The sequence below is a fragment of the Sphaerisporangium sp. NPDC004334 genome, assembly GCF_053602655.1.
This window is the reverse complement of record NZ_JBSGDZ010000022.1, coordinates 137,945-157,505: the sequence shown is the minus strand read 5'-3', so window position 1 is coordinate 157,505 and position 19,561 is coordinate 137,945. Positions and strand designations below refer to the sequence as shown.

Sequence of the window (19,561 nt, the reverse complement as noted above, 5' to 3'; positions counted from 1 at the left end):
CAGGCGTCGTCGATGATGACGTCGATCCATGCTTCATGGATACCGTCGTGGTGGTAGCACGATGCGTAGTAGATCGCGTAGGAGCCGTCGTCGTTGTTGATGAAGCCGGTGATGCGTTCGAAGGGTGTCTGACAGCAGTCGCAGGTGCCGGTTTGGATGTTGCGGTCCGCCGGCCGTGCGCCGACCTCCGTGACAGGCCGCGTGCAGGACGGCGCGCCCCCGGAGAGGGGACGCGCGCCGTCGAGGAGACGTCAGGAGATGGTGAGCGTGCCGTTCGGGTTGCGGGCGCAGGTGACGACCGTGCGGGGGGCGGCGGTGAGGGCGCCGGTCAGGCACTGGCCGAGGACCACGTGGCCCGCGGCGTTGGGGTGCCACGACTCCTGGCAGGTCTGGAAGTAGGTGACGCAGGTGTTCGCCAGCCGCTGGATGCCGATCTTGTCCCAGCCGGACAGGCTGGTGACGGGCGTGCCGGACGGCCCGTCCTGCACGCGGAGCGGCGTGGCGAGCGCGCCGGTGGGGCTGCCGGGGTTCTCGCAGAGCCGGGCCCCGTCGAAGGCCTTCTGGACGTCCAGCACGCGCAGGTCGGCCGTCGGACGCTCGGCGGCCAGCGTGGTGTAGGCGTTCTTGACCAGCGAGGCGAGGTTCTGGGAGAACACGTGCCCGGGGGCGAGGCTCGCGCGGTGGATCGGGCAGCCGGCGGCGTACCGCTCGGCGCCGAGGGCGCGGAACTTGTCGCGGGTGTCAGTGCGGTCGTCCTCGTCCCAGTACTGCGAGGCCACGTCGAGCGGCAGCGGGTTGGTGTAGGTCTGCAGGACCACCCGGTGGACGCCGTCGGCGTCGACCTGGTCGAGGGTGTCGAGGACCTGGCGCAGGGCGGCGGTGGTCTCGGTGGTCGCGGCCGCGACCTCGGCGTCGGTGGCCAGGTCCGAGACCGTGCAGGGCTCCTGCGGCACGTCGCCGTTCAGGTAGGCCCAGAACTCCCACCAGCCCGTCCAGGCGTCGGCGATGAAGCGGTTGGCGCACAGCTCCGCCACGTCGCCGAAGGTGAACTGGCTGTTGTTGGAGCCGAGGCCGATGAGGACGACGTCGATGTCGTGGGTCTGGGCGACGGCGCGCAGCTGGTCGAGTTGCGAGGCGACGGAACGGCCCTTGGCGCGGGCGCTTCCGGGGTTGGCGATGTCGGCGGGCTGTCCCCCGGAGCACGCGAGGTTGAAGCGGTCCTGGATGCCGGAGAGTGACGCCTTGAACAGCGAGGCGTTCGCCGACCGGTGACAGAAGTAGGCGTTGCTGTTGGCGGCCGACCAGCCGGGGAAGCCCTGTGCCGTCCCGGAGGCGTCTGCGACGGGCTGGTAGTTCCCCGCGCCCTCCCCGCTGATGAAGCTGTCGCCGAGCGCGACGGCGGCGGTGGGCAGAGCCGCCTGCGCCGTTCCCCCATTGATCACCTGGATGCCGACCGTGCCGATCAGGAGCGCGGCCATGGCTGCCACACGCCGGAGAACCCTCACAACTCCCCATTTCCCATTAAACCAGCATGAAATGACGGGCATTCGCATCACAACATGCCGTGCCGACGGCGTCAAGATCTCCGTCAGGCCCGGCCGCTCCACCTAAGAGATCGCGGATCACGCTGATCGTCAAGCATGCGTTTGCTCACCTGGGTCAAGCGGCCTTCAGCCGGTATGCCGACCGGTCCGGCCGCCACTTCGCGACATGGCCGCCGAGATCAGTGGCAGCGCAGATCCCAGCTGGGGTCCTGGTAGTAATGCTGAATTTCGACGATGATCAGTCTCTGGTCGTCACCGGGCGGGAGCGGATAAGAGAGCTTCTCCGAGGAAGTCCACACGACGACGGGGCCTATATCGGCGTAGTGACGCACGATCTCATCGACCGGCAACGTGGTCGCCAGGTTGAACCGCAGGCGGTAGTCGCAGTGGTTGCTGTTGCCTCGCAGCGCCACCGAAGCCTGCACCTCCTCATCGGCGAACTCGGTGTTCGGAGGAAGGGGATGGTGGAGGAACTCCTCGGCGAGAGCGTTCAGGTGCTGATCGTGAATCCATACGGGTGCCATGACGAGCCCGGCCAGGATGACGACCGGCAGGAGACCGAGCGCGATCGCCGCACGATGAGGCCATCGCCGTACCCGTCCCGGGGAGCGAGGGGGGACCTCTTGTAAGCCGCCAGGCGACGTGACGGACACGGCGACCACCTCTCAGGACGGGATCACGATCGTCATCCTGTCGCAACCGCTGATCCACGGGAAGACCGGAATCTCGGGCATGTACGGTGCTGGGGAGGGAGGGCATATGGCGGACGAGGGGCTCTCAACGATCGGCAGGTGCTACGCGTGCAAGCGCACCTTCGGTTTCCACCCCGCGAGGGTCATGACGATCATGATCGATCCGGATACCGGGCTTCCTCCCGGCATGACGGTTCTGGGGAGCTTCCGCGAGCCGACGCCGGAGGCGACGGCCAGGTCGGTCAAGGAACCGATCTGCCCTGATTGCGTGGACAAGGCCAAGCGGTACCTGGAGTTCACCCAGCGGACGGATCTGCGGTTCGAGACGTTCGAACGACCTGATCAGCGCTGAACGGCGGCCCGGGGTCACACCGGTTCGTCCGGCGACGTCACCCGGAGGGCTTGCGGGCGGTGAGGCGTTCGATGACGCCGAGTTCGAAGCGGTCGTGTCGTTCGACGGCAGCAGCGGCTTCCGCCGCCTCCTGGAAGTCGACGATGGCCCCGCCGTAGTCCCTCGCCCAGTTCGTCAGGACCTCGATGGGCTCGACGAGGGTCCGGCCGAGGTCGGTGAGGCTGTACTCGACCCGCCGTGGCGCTTCGGCATGGCGTTCGACCAGACCGTACTGCTGGAGCCGGCGCAGCGCCTGGGTGAGGACCTTGCGCGAGATGCCGCCGATGAGGTCGACCAGCTCACCGTGCCGGCGAGGCTGATGGCTGAGCCCGAAGATCACGAGCACGGCCCATTTGTCGGAGATGATGTCGACTGCCAGGCGCGTGGGGCAGTCGGCCAGGAAGGCTGGTCCAACCACGTTCTGCATGAAAATCGAAGGTACCAGGAGGTAACCCGCGGCTCCGTAACGTCTTCCGCGAGCAACGAAACCAGCACCATGCGGAGGAGTCACCATGCCACGAGTCGTCGTGTTCGACGAGTTCGGCGGGCCAGATGTCATGCATGTCGTGGAGGAGCCGGTCGTCGAGCCCGCCGCCGGCGAGGTACGGGTCCGGATCGAAGCGTTCGCCGTCAACCCGCTCGACCAGATGATGCGTTCGGGTACCTCGCCCGCGACCATCCCCCTGCCACACGCTCGCCTCGGCGTCGAAGGAACCGGCGTCATCGACGCGCTGGGCCCCGAGCTCACCGGGCTGAAGATCGGCGATCCGGTCATCCTCACGGCCGTTCCGGACGCGAGCGCCAGGGGCAGCTACGCCGAATACACCACGGTCTCCGCGAGCCAGGTCGCCGCCCGGCCCGCCGGGCTCGCAATCACGGAGGCGGCGGCGATCTGGGTCGCGTACTCCACCGCCTACGGCGCGCTCGTCGAGAAGGCGAGGATGCGTCCCGGCGACCACGTCCTCATCACTGCCGCGTCCGGCGGCGTCGGCCGGGCGGCGATGCAGATCGCCAATCAGATCGGCGCCGTGCCCATCGCCATCACTCGGCACACCGCGAGGAAGGACGACCTGCTCGCCGCCGGCGCCGCCGCGGTCATCGCCACCGACCGCGAGGACGTCGTCGAAGCCGTCCGCCACCACACCGGCGGGACCGGCGCCGACATCGTCCTCGACGTTGTCATGGGTCCCGGCCAGCAGGATCTCCTGAAGGCGGCCCGCCCCGGCGGAACGCTGGTCGCCGCGGGCTTCCTGGACCCTCGGCCCACATCCTTTCCGAGAAGCACACCGCTCACGATCTTCGGCTACCGGAGCTTCGAGCACACCCTCGACGCCGTCGTGGTGAAGCGCATGGCGGCCTTCCTGAACGCCGGTGTACGCCTCGGTGCACTGCGGCCCGCCATCGACAAGGTGTTCGCCCTCGACGACGTCGTCGAGGCACACCGCCATCTCGAGAAGGGACTCCACGCCGGAAAGAAGATCGTCGTCGCGGTCTAGGTAGGACCAGAAGGTGAATCGAGTCGACGCGCCTGGCGTGGTAACCGGTGGACGCGTCGCACAGTGAGACATATCCGGACATAACGTAATCGGGACTGATGTGGGGCCAGGCTTTGTGCCCCGGCCGGGGCCGCGGCGAGACTGACGGCAGGAAGGTTCCACGGCTCGGCACCCTGCGGGCTCACTAACGATCGCCCACCGTATGACGCACTGCGGCATGGCCATGAGCACGTCGCCGGAATCCCGGCCGGGCGCCGGCGCCCCACCGGCCTTCGAGCATGAACGACCTCGCTGAACCGCTCGCGGCGGCAGGTCATCGGCGCGGGCGTCCCGCCGCGCGGGCGACCGGCCCGGCATCGGGGCCGCCGTCGTGCTCCCGAGTGACAGGAGACTTCATGCTCTTCTACGTCCAGATGAAGTGGAACCACGAAGGCAGGATCCACCTCGACGAACTGTGGGACATCGAGGTCGACGAGGCCGAACACGTCCTTGCGTCGATCGAGTCCGGGTTCTGCGTGGGCATTTGGAAGGTCGCCGCGCAGAAACGGCTGATCGCGATCGTCGACTCTCCCGACGCCGAGGAGCTGGACCGGACCGCGCTCGGGCGGCTCCCGATGCGGGAGTACCTCGAGTACGAGCAGGTCTGGCCTCTGCGGGACTACCTCGGCTTCGTCGAGGACGTGAAGAAGGGCTACCGGGTGTGAGCTTCGGCGGGCCGTGCGGACGAGTCTCCGACCGCCGTCACGCGACCGCCGTCACGCGACCACCTTGTCCAGGAAGGAGTGCAGGTTGGCCCGCGTGCGGGCGACCTTCTCCTCCACGGTCAGGGACTCCTCGATGACCCCGCTCCCCGCGGTCTGCTTCTTGCCCCGCGTGTAGAGGGAGCAGGCCAGGTCGCCGCACAGGTACTGCCCCACCGAGTTGCCCTGGCGCCCCGCCTCGCCGGTCCGGCGCGCGGTCATCAGCCCGACGCCGCCGCCGGTCTGGGTGGTGAGGCACAGCGAGCACATGCTGCGCTGGGTGAAGTTGCGGAGCCCGCCGGAGGTCACCCGCAGCGCGATGCCCACGAGTCCGCCGTCGCGTTCGGCGACCACGTAGGCGCGTTCGGGCGCGCCCGGATCCCGCCATCCCAGGAAGTCGAGGTCTTCCCAGGGCAGGTCCGCGAGATCCTTGGGAAGGTTGGCGCGCTTGGCCTCTCCCTTGGAGCAGTTGACGAACGACGCGCGGATGTCGTCTTCGGTTACCGGTCTCATGAGAGGTGAGGCTAGCTTTCCTTGTAGAGGTAGGCAAATGCTTAAAGGCTGTAAGTAAGCGAGAAGGGTGGCGCATGGCACGCGCGGGAGTGACCGCGGAACGCCTGACACTTGCGGCGGCGGACCTGGCCGACGAGATCGGCTTCCAGAACGTGACCGTCTCGGCGCTCGCGCGCGGGTTCGGCGTCAAGCCCGCGGCCCTGTACGCGCACGTCAAGGACGCCCAGGACCTGCGGGTCAGGGTGGCGTTGCTGGCCCTCGGCGAGCTCGCGGAAAGGGCCGCACGCGCGCTGGCCGGCCGCGCGGGCAAGGAGGCGCTGGTGGCCTTCGCCAACGCCTACCGGAGCTACGCGAAAGAGCATCCGGGACGGTACGCCGCCGCCCAGATCGAGCTCGACTGGGAGACCGCCGTCACCAGCGCCGCGGGCCGGCACTCGGACATGACCCGGGCGATCCTGCGCGGGTACGACCTGCCGGAACCCGACCAGACGGACGCGGTGCGCATGCTGCACAGCACCTTCCACGGGTACGTGAGCCTGGAGACCGCGGGCGGGTTCCGCCACAGTCTGCGCGCGGCGGACGCCTCGTGGGCAAGGACGCTCGACGCCCTCGACGCCGTCCTCAGGAACTGGCCGCCCGCCTGACGACCGCCGGGCCCGTCGTCCGCGGACCCGCGACCTGACCACGTCCGCGGCTCCGTAAGCCCCGCGGCCCCGCGAACCCCGCGAACCCTGCGACCGGCGTCCGCGAGGGGCGCCGTCGCCGGGGAGGTCAGACCAGGCCGCGCCGGCCGGCCTGGGCGCCGGCCTGGAAGCGGGTCTCGGCGTCCAGCTCGTCGAACAGGTGGCGCAGACGGCGGCGGAGGCTGCGCGGGCTGGTGCCGAGCTGGCGGGCGATGGCGTCGTCCTTGAGCCCGGCCGACAGCAGCGCCAGCAGCCGGCGATCCGCGAGGCCGAGCTCCTCCCCCTCCACCTCCTCTTCCGGGCCGGTGGCGCGGGCCGGCTCGCGGGCGCCGGTCGATTCGGGGCCGCCAGGCGACTCGGCGGCGCGGTCGTGGGCCGCGGGCCGCGGGTACACCGGGACCGCCTCGCGCCACACGCGCTCGAACAGCTCGACCAGGGCCACGACCATGGTGGATCCCCTGATCAGCACGCTGCGGCTCAGCGGCGGGTCCAGGTGCAACGGCATGATCGCCGCCCGGCGGTCGACGAGCACCATCTTGAACGGCAGCTCGGGCAGAATGCGCGCATCCTCGCCCGCCCTGAGCTGCTCGTCCAGCTCGTCGAGCGCTCCGGCGTGCAGGAACGCCTCCCGCGCGTAGACGGCCCGGTAGCGGACGCCGGCGCGCAGGCGCTCGCCCTCCAGGGTGTTGCGGTAGTCCAGCACGTAGGGCGGCCGGTCGAAGGTCAGCACCTCCTGCTTGGCCTCCTGCTGCAGCCGGACGTACCACCGGGCGGTCTCCTCGGGACCGGCGAGGACCTCGAACTGGCCGCCTTCCGCCGGGTCCTGGCCGACGGTGCGAAAGGCGGCCTCCAGCGTGTCGGCCGTGTCGGTGAGCCGGTCCAGCTCGCTCTGGAGGCCGCGCACCAGCGAGCGGATCGCCGTTCCGGGATTGGTCGCCGTCCAGCGGGGCGAGCGCCCCCACAGGCGGCTGACCATGCCCTTGGCGCGGAGTCTTCGCAGCGAGGACTGGATGCGGCTGGAGCTCTCGCCGCTGCGCATGACCAGCTCCTGCACCGTGATGCCGGGCGAGGCGAGCACGCCGTGGTAGATCCGCTCATCGAACGCGCTGATCCCCACAACTTCCAGCGCCGGGCCGTCATCGAGCACGCGTCCGATCTTGGCCGGTTCCGGCGGCTGCCGCAATAGGCCACCGGATCACCTTGTCACCAAAATTCTCAAACAGTTAGAAATCGGGTCGTGCTTCAGAGAACCGCCTTTCTCGGCGTTGTGATAACGGCGCTGGTGACGGCCGCGGCGCCGGCCCAGGCCGCCCTCACCCCGACGCCCGCCCCCGCCGCCTCCCCCAAGACGCAGGCCGCCGCCAAGGCCGGCCCGCCCAAGACGATCACCCTCCTCACCGGCGACAAGATCACGCTGCGCACCCTGCCCGACAAGCAGGAGCAGCTCAGCGTCAAGCCGGGCCCCGGCAGGGAGAAGATCACCTTCACCCGGCGCCGGAGCCAGGACGGGCTCAGCGTCGTCCCCATGGACGCCATGCCCCTGCTGGCCGCCGGCCGGCTGGACCCCCGGCTGTTCAACGTCACCCGGCTCGCCGAGTTCGGCTACGACGACGCCGCCAGCCAGGCCCTGCCGCTCATCGTGACCTACGCCGGCGACACCGCCGCGCTGCGCGTCGCGGGCGGGCGCCCGCTCCCGGCCATCAACGGCATGGCGCAGAGCGAGCCGCACGCCGCCGCCGGCGCGTTGTGGAAGTCCCTGACCGCCCAGGCCAGGACGGCGGCGGCGCCGGAGAAGATCTGGCTGGACGGCAAGGCCAAGGTGTCCCTGGACGTCAGCGTCCCGCACATCGGCGCGCCCCAGGCATGGGCGGCCGGCCACACCGGCAAGGACGTCACCGTCGCGGTGCTGGACACCGGCTACGACCCCGGCCACGCCGACCTCTCGGGCCTGGTCGCCGGGACCGAGAACTTCACCGCCGAGCCCGACGTCCGCGACCTGCACGGCCACGGCACCCACGTCGCCTCCACGATCGCCGGTTCCGGCGCCGCGTCGGGCGGCAGGTACAAGGGCGTCGCCCCCGACGCGAAGCTGCTGATCGGCAAGGTCTGCGACCAGACCGGCAACTGCCCGGACTCGGGCATCATCGAGGGCATGACCTGGGCGGCCGAGAAGGGCGCCCGCGTCGTCAACCTCAGCCTGGGCGAACCCGACGCTCCCGGGCTGGACCCGGCGGAGCAGGCCGTCAACGCGCTGTCGGAGAAGTACGGCACGCTGTTCGTCATCGCGGCCGGCAACGACGGCCCCCAGACGCTCGGCTCGCCCAGCAGCGCCGACCGCGCGCTGTCGGTCGGCGCCTCCTTCCGCGACGACGACACCGTCGCGCAGTTCAGCAGCACCGGCCCCCGGCCCGGCGACGCCGCCGTCAAGCCCGACCTGATCGCGCCCGGCGTCGGCATCGTCGCCGCCCGGGCCGCGGACACCTACACCGGCGCCCCGGTCGACAACGAGTCGTACGCCGAGATGAGCGGCACGTCCATGGCCACCCCGCACGTCACGGGAGCGGCGGCGATCGTCGCCGGCATGCACCCGGACTGGAAGGCCGACCAGATCAAGGCCGCGCTGATGGCCTCCACCGCTCCCGGCGACGAGCTCGGCGCCTACGTCCAGGGCTCCGGCCGGGTGGACGTCGCCCGCGCCGTGGACCAGCGGATCACCACCGAGCCCGCCTCCCTGAGCATGGGCCTGATCGAGCTGCCCCACGCCGGCCCCGTCCGGCGCACGCTCACCTACCGCAACGACGGCGACGCCGACGTCCGGCTCGACCTCGCCGTGACGGCCAAGGACGGCCACGGCAAGGCGGTCACGCCGTTCGAGCTCGGCGCCACCACGGTGAACGTCCCCGCGCACGGCACCGCGCAGGTCCAGGTGACCGCCGTACCGGGCGCGACCGGCATGTTCAGCGGCACGGTCATCGCCACCGGCGCCGGGGCCTCGGTGCGCACCGGCATCGGCATGCAGGTCGAACCGGAGAAGCGCGGGCTCAAGCTCACCTTCACCGGCTCCGACGGCGAGCCCGCCGGCATCGCCCTGGCCGGCGTCATCGACATCGACGCCAAGGAGCAGCGCAACTACGACGTCTCCACCGGCGCGCTGGACCTGCGGCTGGAGAAGGGGCACCGGTACACGGTCGTCACCCTCATGGCCGACCAGGACGGCGCCGTGGTGATGGCCGCGGACCCGGAGTTCACCCTCGACGGCGACCGCACGTTCGCCTCCGACGCCCGCAGATCCAAGCCGGTGGACGTGCGCACCGACGAGCCGACGGCACGGCTCGCGATCGGCATGCTCGGCATGCTCCAGCTCGTCGACGGCCTGCAGCCCTTCGGCGTGGACGTCGACCTCGGCGGCCTGTGGGGAGCCGACCACGTCGAAGGCGTCAAGGCCATCCCCACCACGCGCACGGCGAGCAAGAAGTTCGCCTACTACCGCTGGACCCAGTGGGCCAGGCCGAAGGGCGACGGGAGCTACGACGACAGCCCGTACTATTACCACCTGATGAAGGCCGAACCGCGCATCCCCGCCGATCCCGGCTACCGCCCGCGCCGCCGCGAGCTCGCGGAGGTCACCTCGACCTACGCCGCCCAGCGGGACGGCAAGTTCGGCGAGCACTTCGCCCTTCCCGCGGTGTACGGGACCACGCTGGCCTGGATGCCGTACGGCGAGGTCTCCCGGTTCCCGCTCCCGTTCCGCCGGACCGAGTACTACACGCCCGGCGACACCGGCTGGTACCCCTCCTTCGTCCAGTACAAGCCGGCCGACGACGGCTGGGACAACCTCGACCAGTTCTTCTTCGGCCGGACCACCGTCTACCGCGCCGGCCAGAAGACCACCGACCGCTGGAACACCGGCGTCTTCGGGGCCTCCCTGAACCCCGACGGGGACTACTCCTGGCGCGAGGGCGACCTGCTGCAGGTCTCCGCCGCGCTGTTCGAGGACGGCGTGCCCGAACGCCACTCCTACGGCAGCTACATCGCCCCGCGGGCCAAGCTCTACCGCGACGGCAAGGAGATCTTCGCCTCCGACTACCTGCCCGGGAACGTCGAGCTGCCCGCCGACGGAAAGAAGGCCGACTATCGCCTCACGATGACCGCCGATCGCGACCCGGCCATGACCAAGGTGTCCACGCGGGTCAGCGCCGAGTGGCGGTTCAGGTCCAAGACGCCCAAGGCGGGCGAACGGGATCTGCTGCCGCTGCTGGCCGTCAAGGTCAACCCCGAGCTGGACGAGCGCAACCGCGCGGCCGTGGGCCACACGCGCATCCCGCTGCAATTGCAGCGCCAGGCCGGCTCGGCCGACCTGAAGGTGAGCACCCTGACCGTGGAGGTCTCCTACGACGACGGCCGCACCTGGCTGCCGACGCTGGTGCACCCCTCGGGCAAGGGCGCCTGGTCGGCCGAGACCTGGACTCCGTCCGGAGCGCGGGGCGGGTTCGCCTCCCTGCGGGTCAAGGCCACCGACACCGGCGGCAACGCCTTCAGCGAGACCGTCGTGCGGGCCTACGAGATCAAGTGACCCCCTGACACCTCGCCGTTCCGCCTGGAGGTAGGTAGCCGATCACCAGGCCGGCCACGCGCCGAGGTGGACGCCCTCACCAGGAGAATTTCCGGCCGGGTGGAGACATGCCGTCTCCCCCGGCCGGAGGTCTGCGCGGCCTCGGCAGTCAATATTTCCGCGGCCCGCGGGCGGAGACGCGAGCGGACCGCGGGACGCCCGTCGGAAGCGGTGCGATGCCGCGCCCGCGGGGGGCGGACCGGCCGATGTCAGATCGTGATCACGGACGTCACCCTCGGTCGGCGACGATCGTGACGCTGCCCTTCCGGCCCGCGAACCGGGCTCCTGGCCGCCGTCCACATCTTGATCGTTTGGGGTACTTGCGGCTCTTCGGTCGCGAGCGTTCCCCCAGGCGGCACATACTGGAGGGGATGAACCAAGCTAGCGGCGTGCCCCGTCGCCACCTGCCCACCAGTCCCTTCAAGCCCCCGCCTCCCACGCCACCGGTCGAGCGGTTCAGCGTGAACGACCGGGTGACCCATGATCGCTATGGTCTTGGCGTCGTCATCGGTGTGGAAGACGAGGTCGCCGTGATCGTCGATTTCGGATCGCGGCAGGAACGAATCACCACACCCTTCAACAAGCTGTACAAACTCTGAGCCCTGAGTCCTGAGGCCGCCGCAGGCGGGGAAGCATCACGATTCGGATGCGTCCACGCCGGCGGTCCCGGCCCGGTCCTGCCTTCCTCGGCCCCGGTCGTAGCGGCACGGGGCCGCGAGTAGGCGTCAGCATGCCGTCGGCACGATGCCCGCCGTCATGCCCGCAGTGCTGCGCATCTCCTCATGCGCTCATGTGCTCATCTGCCGATGCGCTCATATCGCCATCGTCCTGCTCGCGGTCCTGGGGCCGGTCTCCTGGAGACGGCGGGCCGCGGCAGGCCGGACCGCGCGGTCACCGTCAGGACAGGACGCGGGACAGCACCGTCTCGGCGGGCCGCCCGAGCACCCGTTCGAGGTCGGCGGTCTGCAGTTCCAGCGCGCCCGCCCGCACCTGAGCGTTGATCCAGCTCATCGGGCCCTGCCCAGCGTCGGGCACCTCGCGGTAGGGCACTCCGGCCGCTTTGGCCACCTCGGGATGACTCCACACAGGACCGGTGAAGTCGTAAGCCCGGCCCAGATGTCCCTCGCCGGTCAGGACGTTCGCCGCCGCCTCCGCGAGGTCGGACCGGAAGGCCGTGTTCAGGCCGCGCCCACCGGTGCTGCCGGTGATCTCCCCGTTGGTGACGCGCGGGACGAAGGCATCGCTGTAGAAGGGGTGTCGCAAGATCGTGTACGCCAGCCCGCTCGCGCGTATGGCCTGCTCGGTGGCATGGTAGGCCTCGGTCATGCCGGTGGCGACGGTGCCCGCCCCGAGGAAGCTGGTGAAGGCGACGGCCTCGACGCCCGCCTCCTCGGCGGCGGCCACGGCGGCCAGGTGCTGCCTGATCCTGCGGGCGGGGTTCAGTTCCGGGGAGGAGATCAGGAGCAGGCGCGTGACTCCCTTGAACGCCTCGCGCAGGCTCGCCGGGTCGTCGTAGTCGCCGCGCCGCACCGGGACGCCTTCGGGAGCCCTGCCAGGGTCGCGCACCACCGCCGTCACCTCCGACCGAGGCCGTAGATGGTCGATGACGAGGCGGCCGAGCGCACCGGAGGCGGCCGAGACGGCGATCATGGGACTCCTTCTGGGAACAGTGGCCCCAAGTGAACTCCCCGCCCATGTCACGATGCCACTGCTTTTCCGCCCCGCCGGCCCGCGGCACACCGGCCGCGGGATGGGCCCTTCGTGTCGTCGGCCGAGGGCGGGCGCGGGGCTAGGCCTCGGCGAGCGCGCGGTAGGTGCACACCTGGACGCCGGCGCGGCTGGTGGTCGTCGTGACCAGCTCCAGCGTGCGCTTGCCGCCGTCGTCCGGGAAGATCGTCTTGCCGCCGCCGAGGAGCACCGGCATGATCACCAGACGGAGCTCGTCGACCAGGCCCTCGTGCATGAGGGTGCGCGCGAGCGTGGGACTCCCCATGACCAGCAGGTCGCCTCCGTCGGTGCCGCGCAGCTCACGGATGCGGGCGACCGCCTCGCCGCCGGGGATGCGCGTGGTGTTGTCCCAGGTCAGCTTGTCGTCGCCCAGCGTCTCCGACACCACGTACTTGGGGATGGCGTTCATCCGGTCGGCGAAGGGGTCACCGGCCCGCTCGGGCCACGCGGCGGCCATCGACTGCCACGTCCGCCGCCCGTACAGCAGCGCCTCGGCCTTGCCCAGGGATTCGTCGAAGGCGCCGCCCGCGACGTCGTTGTCGAAGAACGGGTGCGACCAGCCACCGTGGGCGAAACCGCCGTCGGTGTCCTCCTCGGGGCCGCCCGGCGCCTGTACAACGCCGTCCAGGCTCATGAACTCGATGATCACGATGCGCATGGGACTCGCTCCTTCATGGGTACGGTGCCGAGGTGGTGGTCGGTCTCGTGCCGGGACGGGCCGGCCGCGGCGGGCGGCATGGCCGCCGCGCCGAGCTCTTCTCCCCCGGCCGCCGGCCGGACCATGACGGGATCGCGGCCGACCTCGGCTGCGGCCGATCTCCCGTTCACGGTGCTGTCCCACATGGCCCGCACGCTACGCGCGACAAATATTCTTGTCAAGGAAGTCTAATTTGTCGGTGTGGCGCACGGCTGAGGCGGTACGCGGCGGTTCAGGCAGTGCGCGGGGAGCCGTCCGGTGGGCGGACCGGGCGGCGGCGCGATCATAAACCAGAAATAAACTTTCCTATTGACAAGGGTTGTGACAGCGGTGTTACATCCTCTTGATTCAAGGTCTAAAAGAACTTCCGGCAAGACCAGGGAGTCCCATCGCGCTCCCCCGCGCCGTGCCCCCGCGCGACCGGAAGTCCGTGCCTGGCAAGGACCACACGACCGGAGGTCTCCATGCGCAAACCCCGGCTTCTCCTCATGGCCGCAGCCGTGCTGGTCACCCTGACCAGCGGCCTGGTCACCGTCACGGGCAGCGGGAGGGCCGAAGCCGCCATCGGCCCTGTCACCTGGTCCGACGAGTTCAACGGCGCCTCGGGGTCGTCCATCGACGGCTCCAAGTGGAAGTTCGACACCGGCGGCGGCGGCTGGGGCAACAACGAGCTGGAGTACTACACCAACTCCACCCGCAACGTGTACCAGGACGGGCAGGGCCACCTCGCCATCACCGCCCGCAAGGAGAACCCGTCCAACCTGCAGTGCCATTACGGCACCTGCCAGTACACCTCGGGCCGCATCCTGACCGCCGACAAGTTCAGTCAGGCGTACGGTCGCTTCGAGGCCAGCATCAAGATTCCCAAGGGCCAGGGCATCTGGCCGGCGTTCTGGATGCTCGGCGGCGGCGACTGGCCGAACACCGGCGAGATCGACATCATGGAGAACATCGGCAAGGAGCCGAACACCGTCCACGGCACCGTGCACGGCCCCGGCTACTCCGGCAGCGGCGGCATCGGAGGCGGTCGCACGATCGGCGCCCCGCTCGGCGACGCATTCCACAACTACCGCGTCGACTGGTCGCCCAACCTGATCGTCTGGTACCTGGACGGCTCGGAGTACTTCCGCGTCACCCCGGCCAACCTCAACGGCAACCGGTGGGTCTACGACCACCCCTTCTTCATGATCCTCAACGTGGCGGTGGGCGGCTACTGGCCGGGCAACCCGGACGGCGGCAGCAGCTTCCCGCAGACGATGCTGGTCGACTACGTCCGCGTCTCGGCGTGGACCAACGACAACCCCGGGACCGGCACCGCGCTGAAGTCCGCCCTGAGCGGCCGATGCATCGACATCCCCGGCGCCAACCCGGTCGACGCCGCCGCGCTGCAGACCTACGACTGCAACGGCACGGCCGCCCAGCAGTGGTCGGCCAACGGCGACGGCACGATGCGCGCGATGGGCAAGTGCATGGACGCGGCGGCGGCCGGGACCGCCAACGGCACCCGCATTCAGCTCTACACCTGCAACGGCACCGCCGCCCAGCGCTTCACGCTCAACTCGGCCGGCGACCTGGTCAACCCGGCCTCCGGCAGATGCGTGGACGTCGTCGACCGCAACACCGCCAACGGCGCGCTGCTCCAGCTGTGGGACTGCACCGGCGCCTCCAACCAGAAGTGGACCCGCGCCTGACCCTCCCGGGTGACACGGAATCAACGCGGAACGAGCCCGGAAAGGCCGGCAGCAGCCGCTGCCGGCCTTTCCCGTGCTGTTCATGCGCCCGACGTCTGGGGCGCCGTCCGCCTTGGTCCGGTCAGCACTCCCTGTCGCGTCCGGGGACACCCGGCGGCGACGCGGCCGCACCGGATCGGTCAGGGGGCGTCCACCTGGTCGCGGGCAGCGATGGCCAAGGCCATGAAGGCACTGAAACGCTGGAACTGCTCCCGGTCCATCTTCAGGCTCAGTCCGCCGAGAATCGTGTCGTCATGCCGCCGGGCGCCGAGCCGGACCTTGAACCCCTCGCCCTTCGGCTGGGCGTCCACGCCGATGAAGGCCACGTGGTAGCGCATGCTCTCGGACGCGTCCCTGCGGAAGATCTCCAGGACGCGGCCGTCCAGCACCAGAATGTGATCGCCGAGTTCGAACTCCGCCGCCATGGTTACGCTCCAGAATCCGCGTGAGGATCATTGCGGCCAACTGTCCCATACGCCGGACTCCGCGCAGCACCTGATATGAGCTCGGCTCACGCCACTGACGCGAGCGGCCCCAGGACTCCTCCGAGCCACGGCATGGCGGCGAGGCGGGGCCGTGGCGACGAGGAATGCCCGGTGGGGAGCGGGGGTTGCAGTCGCACATGACGACTATCGGATTCATCGGCAGCGGATACATCGGCGGCACGGTCGCCCGGCTTTCGGTGGCGGCCGGCTACGACGTGGTGCTGAGCAACTCGCGGGGGCCGGAGACGTTGAAGGACCTGGTCGCCGAACTGGGACCGAAGGCCAGGGCGGCGACCCCCGCCGAGGCGGCGGCGGCCGGCGACCTGGTGGTCGTCAGCATCCCGCTGCGGGCCTATCTGGACGTCCCGGCCGAGCCGCTCGCCGGCAAGACCGTCATGGACACCGACAACTACTATCCCCAGCGCGACGGGAACATCCCCGAGCTGGACGACGCGTCGGCCACCTCCAGCGAGCTGCTGCAGCGGCATCTGCCCGCGTCACGGGTCGTCAAGACGTTCAACAACATCAGCTTCCGGCACCTGGGCGAGCTCGCCCGGCCCGCCGGCGCCGCCGACCGCAGCGCCCTGGCGATCGCGGGCGACGACCAGGCGGCCAAGGACGAGGTCGCCGCGTTCCTCGACCGCATCGGGTACGACACCCTGGACGCGGGGACGCTGGCCGAGAGCTGGCGCCTGCAGCCCGGCACCCCCGCCTACGGCGTGCCCTACGCCGGGGAGAGCCACGACTTCAGCGGTCCAGGCGTGAGGGTCACCGCGGCCACCCTGCGCGAGGCCCTGGCCGCCGCCCGGCGCTGACCGGCGCCGCGGCGGCAGGTGCCGCCAGGTGCCGCCAGGTGCCGACCGCGCGGGATCACCCGCCGAAGAACGCCGTCAGCACCGGCGTGAGCGCCTCGGGCGCGACATCGTGGGTCTGACCGGGGAGGGTGCGGTACTCCGCGTTCGGCAGCGCCTCCGCCGTGGCCCGCGCCGCCTGCCGCAGCGGCGCGGGGCCGGCGTCCCCGGCGAGCACCAGGGACGGAACGGCGACCGCCCGGGCCAGGTCGCGGGGAACGACGCCGCCGGTGAGCACCGCGTCGTCGTAGGCCAGCGTCGGGGCGATCGCCTCGAACGCGGCCCAGGACGACTGCTCCCGCATGCCCGCGACGACGGCGGCGGGCACGCCGACCCGCGTCATGAACAGCGCGACGGCGTCGCCCCGGCGGCCCGCGTCGAGCAGTTCGCGCAGCCGTTCGGTGTACTCCTTGGAGTGGGGGCCGTCCTCGACCTCGGCCATGAACGGCGGCTCGTACAGCGCCAGCCCGGCGATGCCGGAGCCGGCCGCGGCGGCGGCCAGGGCGAGGGCCGCGCCGGAGGAGATGCCGTAGACGAACGCCCGGCCGCCGGCCCGCGCGATGACGGCCTGGAGGTCCTCGACCTCGCGGGCGACGGCGTAGGGCGGGGTGTCGGAGCTCTCGCCACGGCCACGGCGGTCGTAGGCGTGGACGGTGAAGCGGTCGCGCAGCAGCGCGGCGAGCGGCCGCATCGGCCCGGCGGCGCGGTGGCACATGGCGCCGTCGACCAGGACCAGCGCCGGCCCCTCGCCGGCGCGCTCGTAAGCGATCTCGGTCCCGTCGGCGGAGGTGACTATCGGCATTCCGTGCTCCTTCCGAGCCCGGCCAGGTAGGCGTCGAACCGGTCGAGGCTGGTGGCGAACCCGGCCCGCGCCGCGGCGTCGAGGTAGGCGGCGGGCACGTTGGTCTGGTGGGTGATCACCTCGGTGCGCCCGTCGTGCAGGTCGACGAAGGTGATGGTGGTGCGCATGCCGCCCTCGACTCCGGGTTCCACCCACTCCAGCAGGTCGGGGCGGCGGACTTCGACGTAGACGGCGCGCATCGTGTAGGAGCCGCCGTCGGCGTCGTTGACCATGGTCGTCTGGAAGATCCCGCCAGGGCGCGGGTCGACGACGATGTCGTCGATGGGGGTCGTCGTCCCGGCCGGACCCCAGAAGTGGGTGAGGTGCTCGGGCGTGGTCATGCAGTCGAACAGCAGCTCGGGCGTCGCGTGGTGCACGCGACGGTAGGTCAGCTCGCCGGTCTCGCTCACTTCGCCCTCCCCTCGCCGTCGCGCCGCGCGTCCAGCGGGACGGCCCGCGCGGTCTCCTCCCCATCGCGGCGTGCGTCCCGCAGGGCGGCGAGGTGGTCGCCGAGGCGGTCGTGGCGGTCGGCCCAGACCCGCCGGTGGCGCGCGATCCAGCCGGCCGCCGCGTCCAGGTGCTCGGTCAGAAGGACGCACGGCCGCGACTGCGCGCTGCGGGTGCGCGAGATCAGGCGCGCGCGTTCGAGCACCTTCAGATGCTTGGAGACCGCCTGCTGCGACATCGCGAACGGCTGGGCGAGCTGGTTCACGGTCGCCTCGCCATGGGCCAGGCGCTCCAGGATGGCACGCCTGGTGGGATCGGCCAGGGCCGCGAACACCAGGCTCATCTCGTCTTCGACGACTGTCATGCCCCGACCTTATTCTCAACCAGAAGGTTTCACAACCTTCTGGTTGACAAAGTTCGCGGCGGAGCCGGCCTCACCCGGCGGGCGTGGCGGCGGGGGTGTCGGACAGGAGCGCGCGCACCCGGGGCACGACCTCCTCGCCGTAGAGGCGGATCGTGGTCATCAGCTTCTCGTGCGGGAGCGTCCCGGAGCTGTACTTGAGCTCGAAGCGGTCGACGCCCAGCGTGCGCACGGTGCCGGCGATCTTCGCCGCCACCGTGTCGGGCGATCCGACGTACAGCGAGCCCTCGTCGGCCTCGGACTCGAACCGTGCGCGGGTGGTGGGTCCCCAGCCGCGCTCACGCCCGATGCGGTCGTGCATGCGCTGGTAGTGCGGCCACAGTTCGTCGCGCGCCTGCCGGTCGGTCTCGGCGATGTGGCCGGGCGAGTGCACCCCGATCGGCGACTTCGGCGCCTTGAACTGGTCGAGGGCGCGCCGGTACAGGTCGGTGAACGGCGCGAAGCGGGCGGGCGGGCCACCGATGATCGCGAGCATGAGCGGCATCCGGTAGCGCGCGGCGCGGATCACCGACTCGGGGCTGCCGCCGACGCCGATCCAGGTGCGCAGCCGGCCGGACTCCGTCTTCGGGTACACGTGCTGGTTCTCAAGCCCCGCCCGCAGCCGGCCCCGCCAGGTGACCGGGCCCTCTTCCAGCAGGTGGGAGAGCAGGTCGAGCTTCTCCTCGAACAGTTCCTCGTACTGCGCGAGGTCGTAGCCGAACAGCGGGAAGGACTCGGTGAAGGACCCACGGCCGAGGATGATCTCGGCTCGGCCCCGGGACACCGCGTCAAGGGTGGCGAACCTCTCGAACACCCGCACCGGATCGTCTGAGCTGAGCACGGTCACCGCGGTGCCGAGGCGGATGCGCTCGGTCCGGCCGGCGATCGTCGCCAGCACGATCTCGGGCGCCGAGACGGCGAAGTCGTCGCGATGGTGCTCCCCGATGCCGATCGCGTCGATCCCGACGCCGTCGGCGAGCACGGCCTCCTCGACGAGGTTGCGGATCACCTGCGCGTACGGCAGCCGGTTCCCGTCCGCGTCGGCGGTCACGTCCCCGAACGTGTCGACGGCGAACTCAAGTTGTTCGGACATCCCTTGCCTTCCTCCACTGCGTGAGCAGTAGGCCGAACCATGGGCCGGCTCCGGGCATTCCGGCGCGCGTCCACGGCGGCACCGTGGGCACCGTGGACGCGGTCCCGCTCGGCGGGCCGGTCGGATGGGCGGGAATATCGAGGTATTGGCAATGGTTTTCATACCCGTGAGGGCGAAGACCCCCTCACCCCGACCAAGTACGAGCCGGTCGTGCACGAGCACGACCTGCGCCGAGAGGAGCGATGACCCCCGTGAAGAAGGGCATCCACCCCGTTTACCGCCCCGTCGTGTTCCGCGACGCGAGCGCGAACCACTCGTTCCTCACCCGGTCCACCGCGGCGAGCGACAAGACCGTCACGTGGGAGGACGGCGCCACCTACCCGGTGGTCGACGTCGACGTCTCCTCCGCCAGCCACCCCTTCTACACCGGCCGCGGCCGCATCCTGGACACCGCCGGCCGCGTCGAGCGCTTCAACCAGCGCTACGGCAGGTCCTCCACGGCCGGGCAGCCCGCCGCGTGAGGACCGGCGCAGGCCCCGGCCCCACGGGCCGCCACGCGGAGACCACCGCTGCGCCGCCGCCGTACCCCCTCACGGACGTCCGAGGGGGTACGGCGCG

At 70.7% G+C, this 19,561-nt stretch carries 21 protein-coding genes; 9 read left to right on the top strand and 12 right to left on the bottom strand.

The window, feature by feature from the left end; translation table 11 throughout:
* Positions 1-251: 251 nt before the first annotated feature.
* Together ACWEN6_RS28020 and ACWEN6_RS28015 are read right to left on the bottom strand one after the other, a co-directional pair.
* Positions 252-1,487: a hypothetical protein gene (locus ACWEN6_RS28020; RefSeq protein ID WP_452574284.1), complete on the bottom strand. Its 1,236-nt coding sequence runs from the start codon at positions 1,485-1,487 to the stop codon at positions 252-254.
* Between the two features lie 236 nt (positions 1,488-1,723).
* Positions 1,724-2,197 (bottom strand): hypothetical protein, encoded by a 474-nt coding sequence (locus ACWEN6_RS28015; RefSeq protein ID WP_452574282.1) that lies wholly within the window; start codon positions 2,195-2,197, stop codon positions 1,724-1,726.
* Between ACWEN6_RS28015 and ACWEN6_RS28010 the strand changes: the two genes are divergently transcribed.
* Positions 2,187-2,588 carry a hypothetical protein gene (locus ACWEN6_RS28010; protein WP_452574280.1) on the top strand — a complete coding sequence of 134 codons (402 nt, stop codon included), beginning with the start codon at positions 2,187-2,189 and terminating at the stop codon, positions 2,586-2,588. The genes ACWEN6_RS28015 and ACWEN6_RS28010 overlap by 11 nt on opposite strands.
* Before the next feature lie 37 nt (positions 2,589-2,625).
* Here ACWEN6_RS28010 and ACWEN6_RS28005 read toward each other — a convergent pair whose 3' ends face one another.
* A complete protein-coding gene (locus ACWEN6_RS28005) occupies positions 2,626-3,054 on the bottom strand; it encodes a winged helix-turn-helix transcriptional regulator (RefSeq protein ID WP_452574278.1) in 429 nt (142 codons plus the stop codon).
* An 85-nt stretch (positions 3,055-3,139) separates the two neighbouring features.
* Here ACWEN6_RS28005 and ACWEN6_RS28000 point away from each other — a divergent pair, with 85 nt between their 5' ends.
* Together ACWEN6_RS28000 and ACWEN6_RS27995 are read left to right on the top strand one after the other, a co-directional pair.
* On the top strand, positions 3,140-4,123 hold the full coding sequence (locus tag ACWEN6_RS28000) for a zinc-dependent alcohol dehydrogenase family protein (RefSeq protein ID WP_452574276.1): 984 nt from the start codon (positions 3,140-3,142) through the stop codon (positions 4,121-4,123).
* A gap of 395 nt (positions 4,124-4,518) precedes the next feature.
* Positions 4,519-4,827: a muconolactone Delta-isomerase family protein gene (locus ACWEN6_RS27995; RefSeq protein ID WP_452574274.1), complete on the top strand. Its 309-nt coding sequence runs from the start codon at positions 4,519-4,521 to the stop codon at positions 4,825-4,827.
* Between the two features lie 51 nt (positions 4,828-4,878).
* Here ACWEN6_RS27995 and ACWEN6_RS27990 read toward each other — a convergent pair whose 3' ends face one another.
* Positions 4,879-5,376, bottom strand: a complete 498-nt coding sequence (locus tag ACWEN6_RS27990) for an FBP domain-containing protein (protein ID WP_354921969.1) — start codon at positions 5,374-5,376, stop codon at positions 4,879-4,881.
* 74 nt (positions 5,377-5,450) lie between these two features.
* Here ACWEN6_RS27990 and ACWEN6_RS27985 point away from each other — a divergent pair, with 74 nt between their 5' ends.
* On the top strand, positions 5,451-6,020 hold the full coding sequence (locus ACWEN6_RS27985; protein ID WP_452574272.1) for a TetR/AcrR family transcriptional regulator: 570 nt from the start codon (positions 5,451-5,453) through the stop codon (positions 6,018-6,020).
* Between the two features lie 127 nt (positions 6,021-6,147).
* On the opposite strand, the gene ACWEN6_RS27980 is transcribed toward ACWEN6_RS27985, so the two are convergent.
* Positions 6,148-7,206 (bottom strand): TrmB family transcriptional regulator, encoded by a 1,059-nt coding sequence (locus tag ACWEN6_RS27980; protein WP_452574270.1) that lies wholly within the window; start codon positions 7,204-7,206, stop codon positions 6,148-6,150.
* A gap of 90 nt (positions 7,207-7,296) precedes the next feature.
* Between ACWEN6_RS27980 and ACWEN6_RS27975 the strand changes: the two genes are divergently transcribed.
* A complete protein-coding gene (locus ACWEN6_RS27975) occupies positions 7,297-10,632 on the top strand; it encodes a S8 family serine peptidase (protein ID WP_452574268.1) in 3,336 nt (1,111 codons plus the stop codon).
* A 410-nt stretch (positions 10,633-11,042) separates the two neighbouring features.
* A complete protein-coding gene (locus tag ACWEN6_RS27970; RefSeq protein ID WP_354838617.1) occupies positions 11,043-11,270 on the top strand; it encodes a hypothetical protein in 228 nt (75 codons plus the stop codon).
* 298 nt (positions 11,271-11,568) lie between these two features.
* On the opposite strand, the gene ACWEN6_RS27965 is transcribed toward ACWEN6_RS27970, so the two are convergent.
* Both ACWEN6_RS27965 and ACWEN6_RS27960 read right to left on the bottom strand, forming a co-directional pair.
* Positions 11,569-12,321 carry an NAD(P)H-binding protein gene (locus ACWEN6_RS27965; protein WP_452574266.1) on the bottom strand — a complete coding sequence of 251 codons (753 nt, stop codon included), beginning with the start codon at positions 12,319-12,321 and terminating at the stop codon, positions 11,569-11,571.
* A gap of 139 nt (positions 12,322-12,460) precedes the next feature.
* Positions 12,461-13,057 (bottom strand): dihydrofolate reductase family protein, encoded by a 597-nt coding sequence (locus tag ACWEN6_RS27960; RefSeq protein ID WP_452574264.1) that lies wholly within the window; start codon positions 13,055-13,057, stop codon positions 12,461-12,463.
* 503 nt (positions 13,058-13,560) lie between these two features.
* Between ACWEN6_RS27960 and ACWEN6_RS27955 the strand changes: the two genes are divergently transcribed.
* Positions 13,561-14,787 carry a family 16 glycosylhydrolase gene (locus ACWEN6_RS27955; protein WP_452574262.1) on the top strand — a complete coding sequence of 409 codons (1,227 nt, stop codon included), beginning with the start codon at positions 13,561-13,563 and terminating at the stop codon, positions 14,785-14,787.
* Positions 14,788-14,966: 179 nt separating this feature from the next.
* On the opposite strand, the gene ACWEN6_RS27950 is transcribed toward ACWEN6_RS27955, so the two are convergent.
* Positions 14,967-15,251 carry a hypothetical protein gene (locus ACWEN6_RS27950; RefSeq protein ID WP_452574260.1) on the bottom strand — a complete coding sequence of 95 codons (285 nt, stop codon included), beginning with the start codon at positions 15,249-15,251 and terminating at the stop codon, positions 14,967-14,969.
* A 197-nt stretch (positions 15,252-15,448) separates the two neighbouring features.
* Between ACWEN6_RS27950 and ACWEN6_RS27945 the strand changes: the two genes are divergently transcribed.
* Complete coding sequence (locus ACWEN6_RS27945; protein ID WP_452574258.1) at positions 15,449-16,126, top strand: NADPH-dependent F420 reductase; 678 nt, start codon at positions 15,449-15,451, stop codon at positions 16,124-16,126.
* Between the two features lie 55 nt (positions 16,127-16,181).
* Here the strand turns inward: ACWEN6_RS27945 and ACWEN6_RS27940 are convergent, their stop codons facing one another.
* The 4 genes from ACWEN6_RS27940 to ACWEN6_RS27925 all read right to left on the bottom strand — a co-directional run bounded on the left by ACWEN6_RS27940 (position 16,182) and on the right by ACWEN6_RS27925 (position 18,943).
* Positions 16,182-16,964: an alpha/beta fold hydrolase gene (locus tag ACWEN6_RS27940; protein ID WP_452574256.1), complete on the bottom strand. Its 783-nt coding sequence runs from the start codon at positions 16,962-16,964 to the stop codon at positions 16,182-16,184.
* Entirely contained in the window at positions 16,955-17,413 is a 459-nt protein-coding gene (locus ACWEN6_RS27935; protein WP_452574254.1) for an SRPBCC family protein, read from the bottom strand. The genes ACWEN6_RS27940 and ACWEN6_RS27935 overlap by 10 nt, the downstream gene beginning before the upstream one ends.
* Complete coding sequence (locus tag ACWEN6_RS27930; RefSeq protein WP_452574252.1) at positions 17,410-17,814, bottom strand: ArsR/SmtB family transcription factor; 405 nt, start codon at positions 17,812-17,814, stop codon at positions 17,410-17,412. The genes ACWEN6_RS27935 and ACWEN6_RS27930 overlap by 4 nt, the downstream gene beginning before the upstream one ends.
* A gap of 70 nt (positions 17,815-17,884) precedes the next feature.
* Positions 17,885-18,943, bottom strand: coding sequence for an LLM class flavin-dependent oxidoreductase (locus tag ACWEN6_RS27925; RefSeq protein WP_452574250.1), 1,059 nt, complete (start codon positions 18,941-18,943; stop codon positions 17,885-17,887).
* Between the two features lie 251 nt (positions 18,944-19,194).
* Here ACWEN6_RS27925 and ACWEN6_RS27920 point away from each other — a divergent pair, with 251 nt between their 5' ends.
* Positions 19,195-19,464, top strand: coding sequence for a type B 50S ribosomal protein L31 (locus ACWEN6_RS27920; protein ID WP_452574286.1), 270 nt, complete (start codon positions 19,195-19,197; stop codon positions 19,462-19,464).
* Positions 19,465-19,561 lie beyond the last annotated feature (97 nt).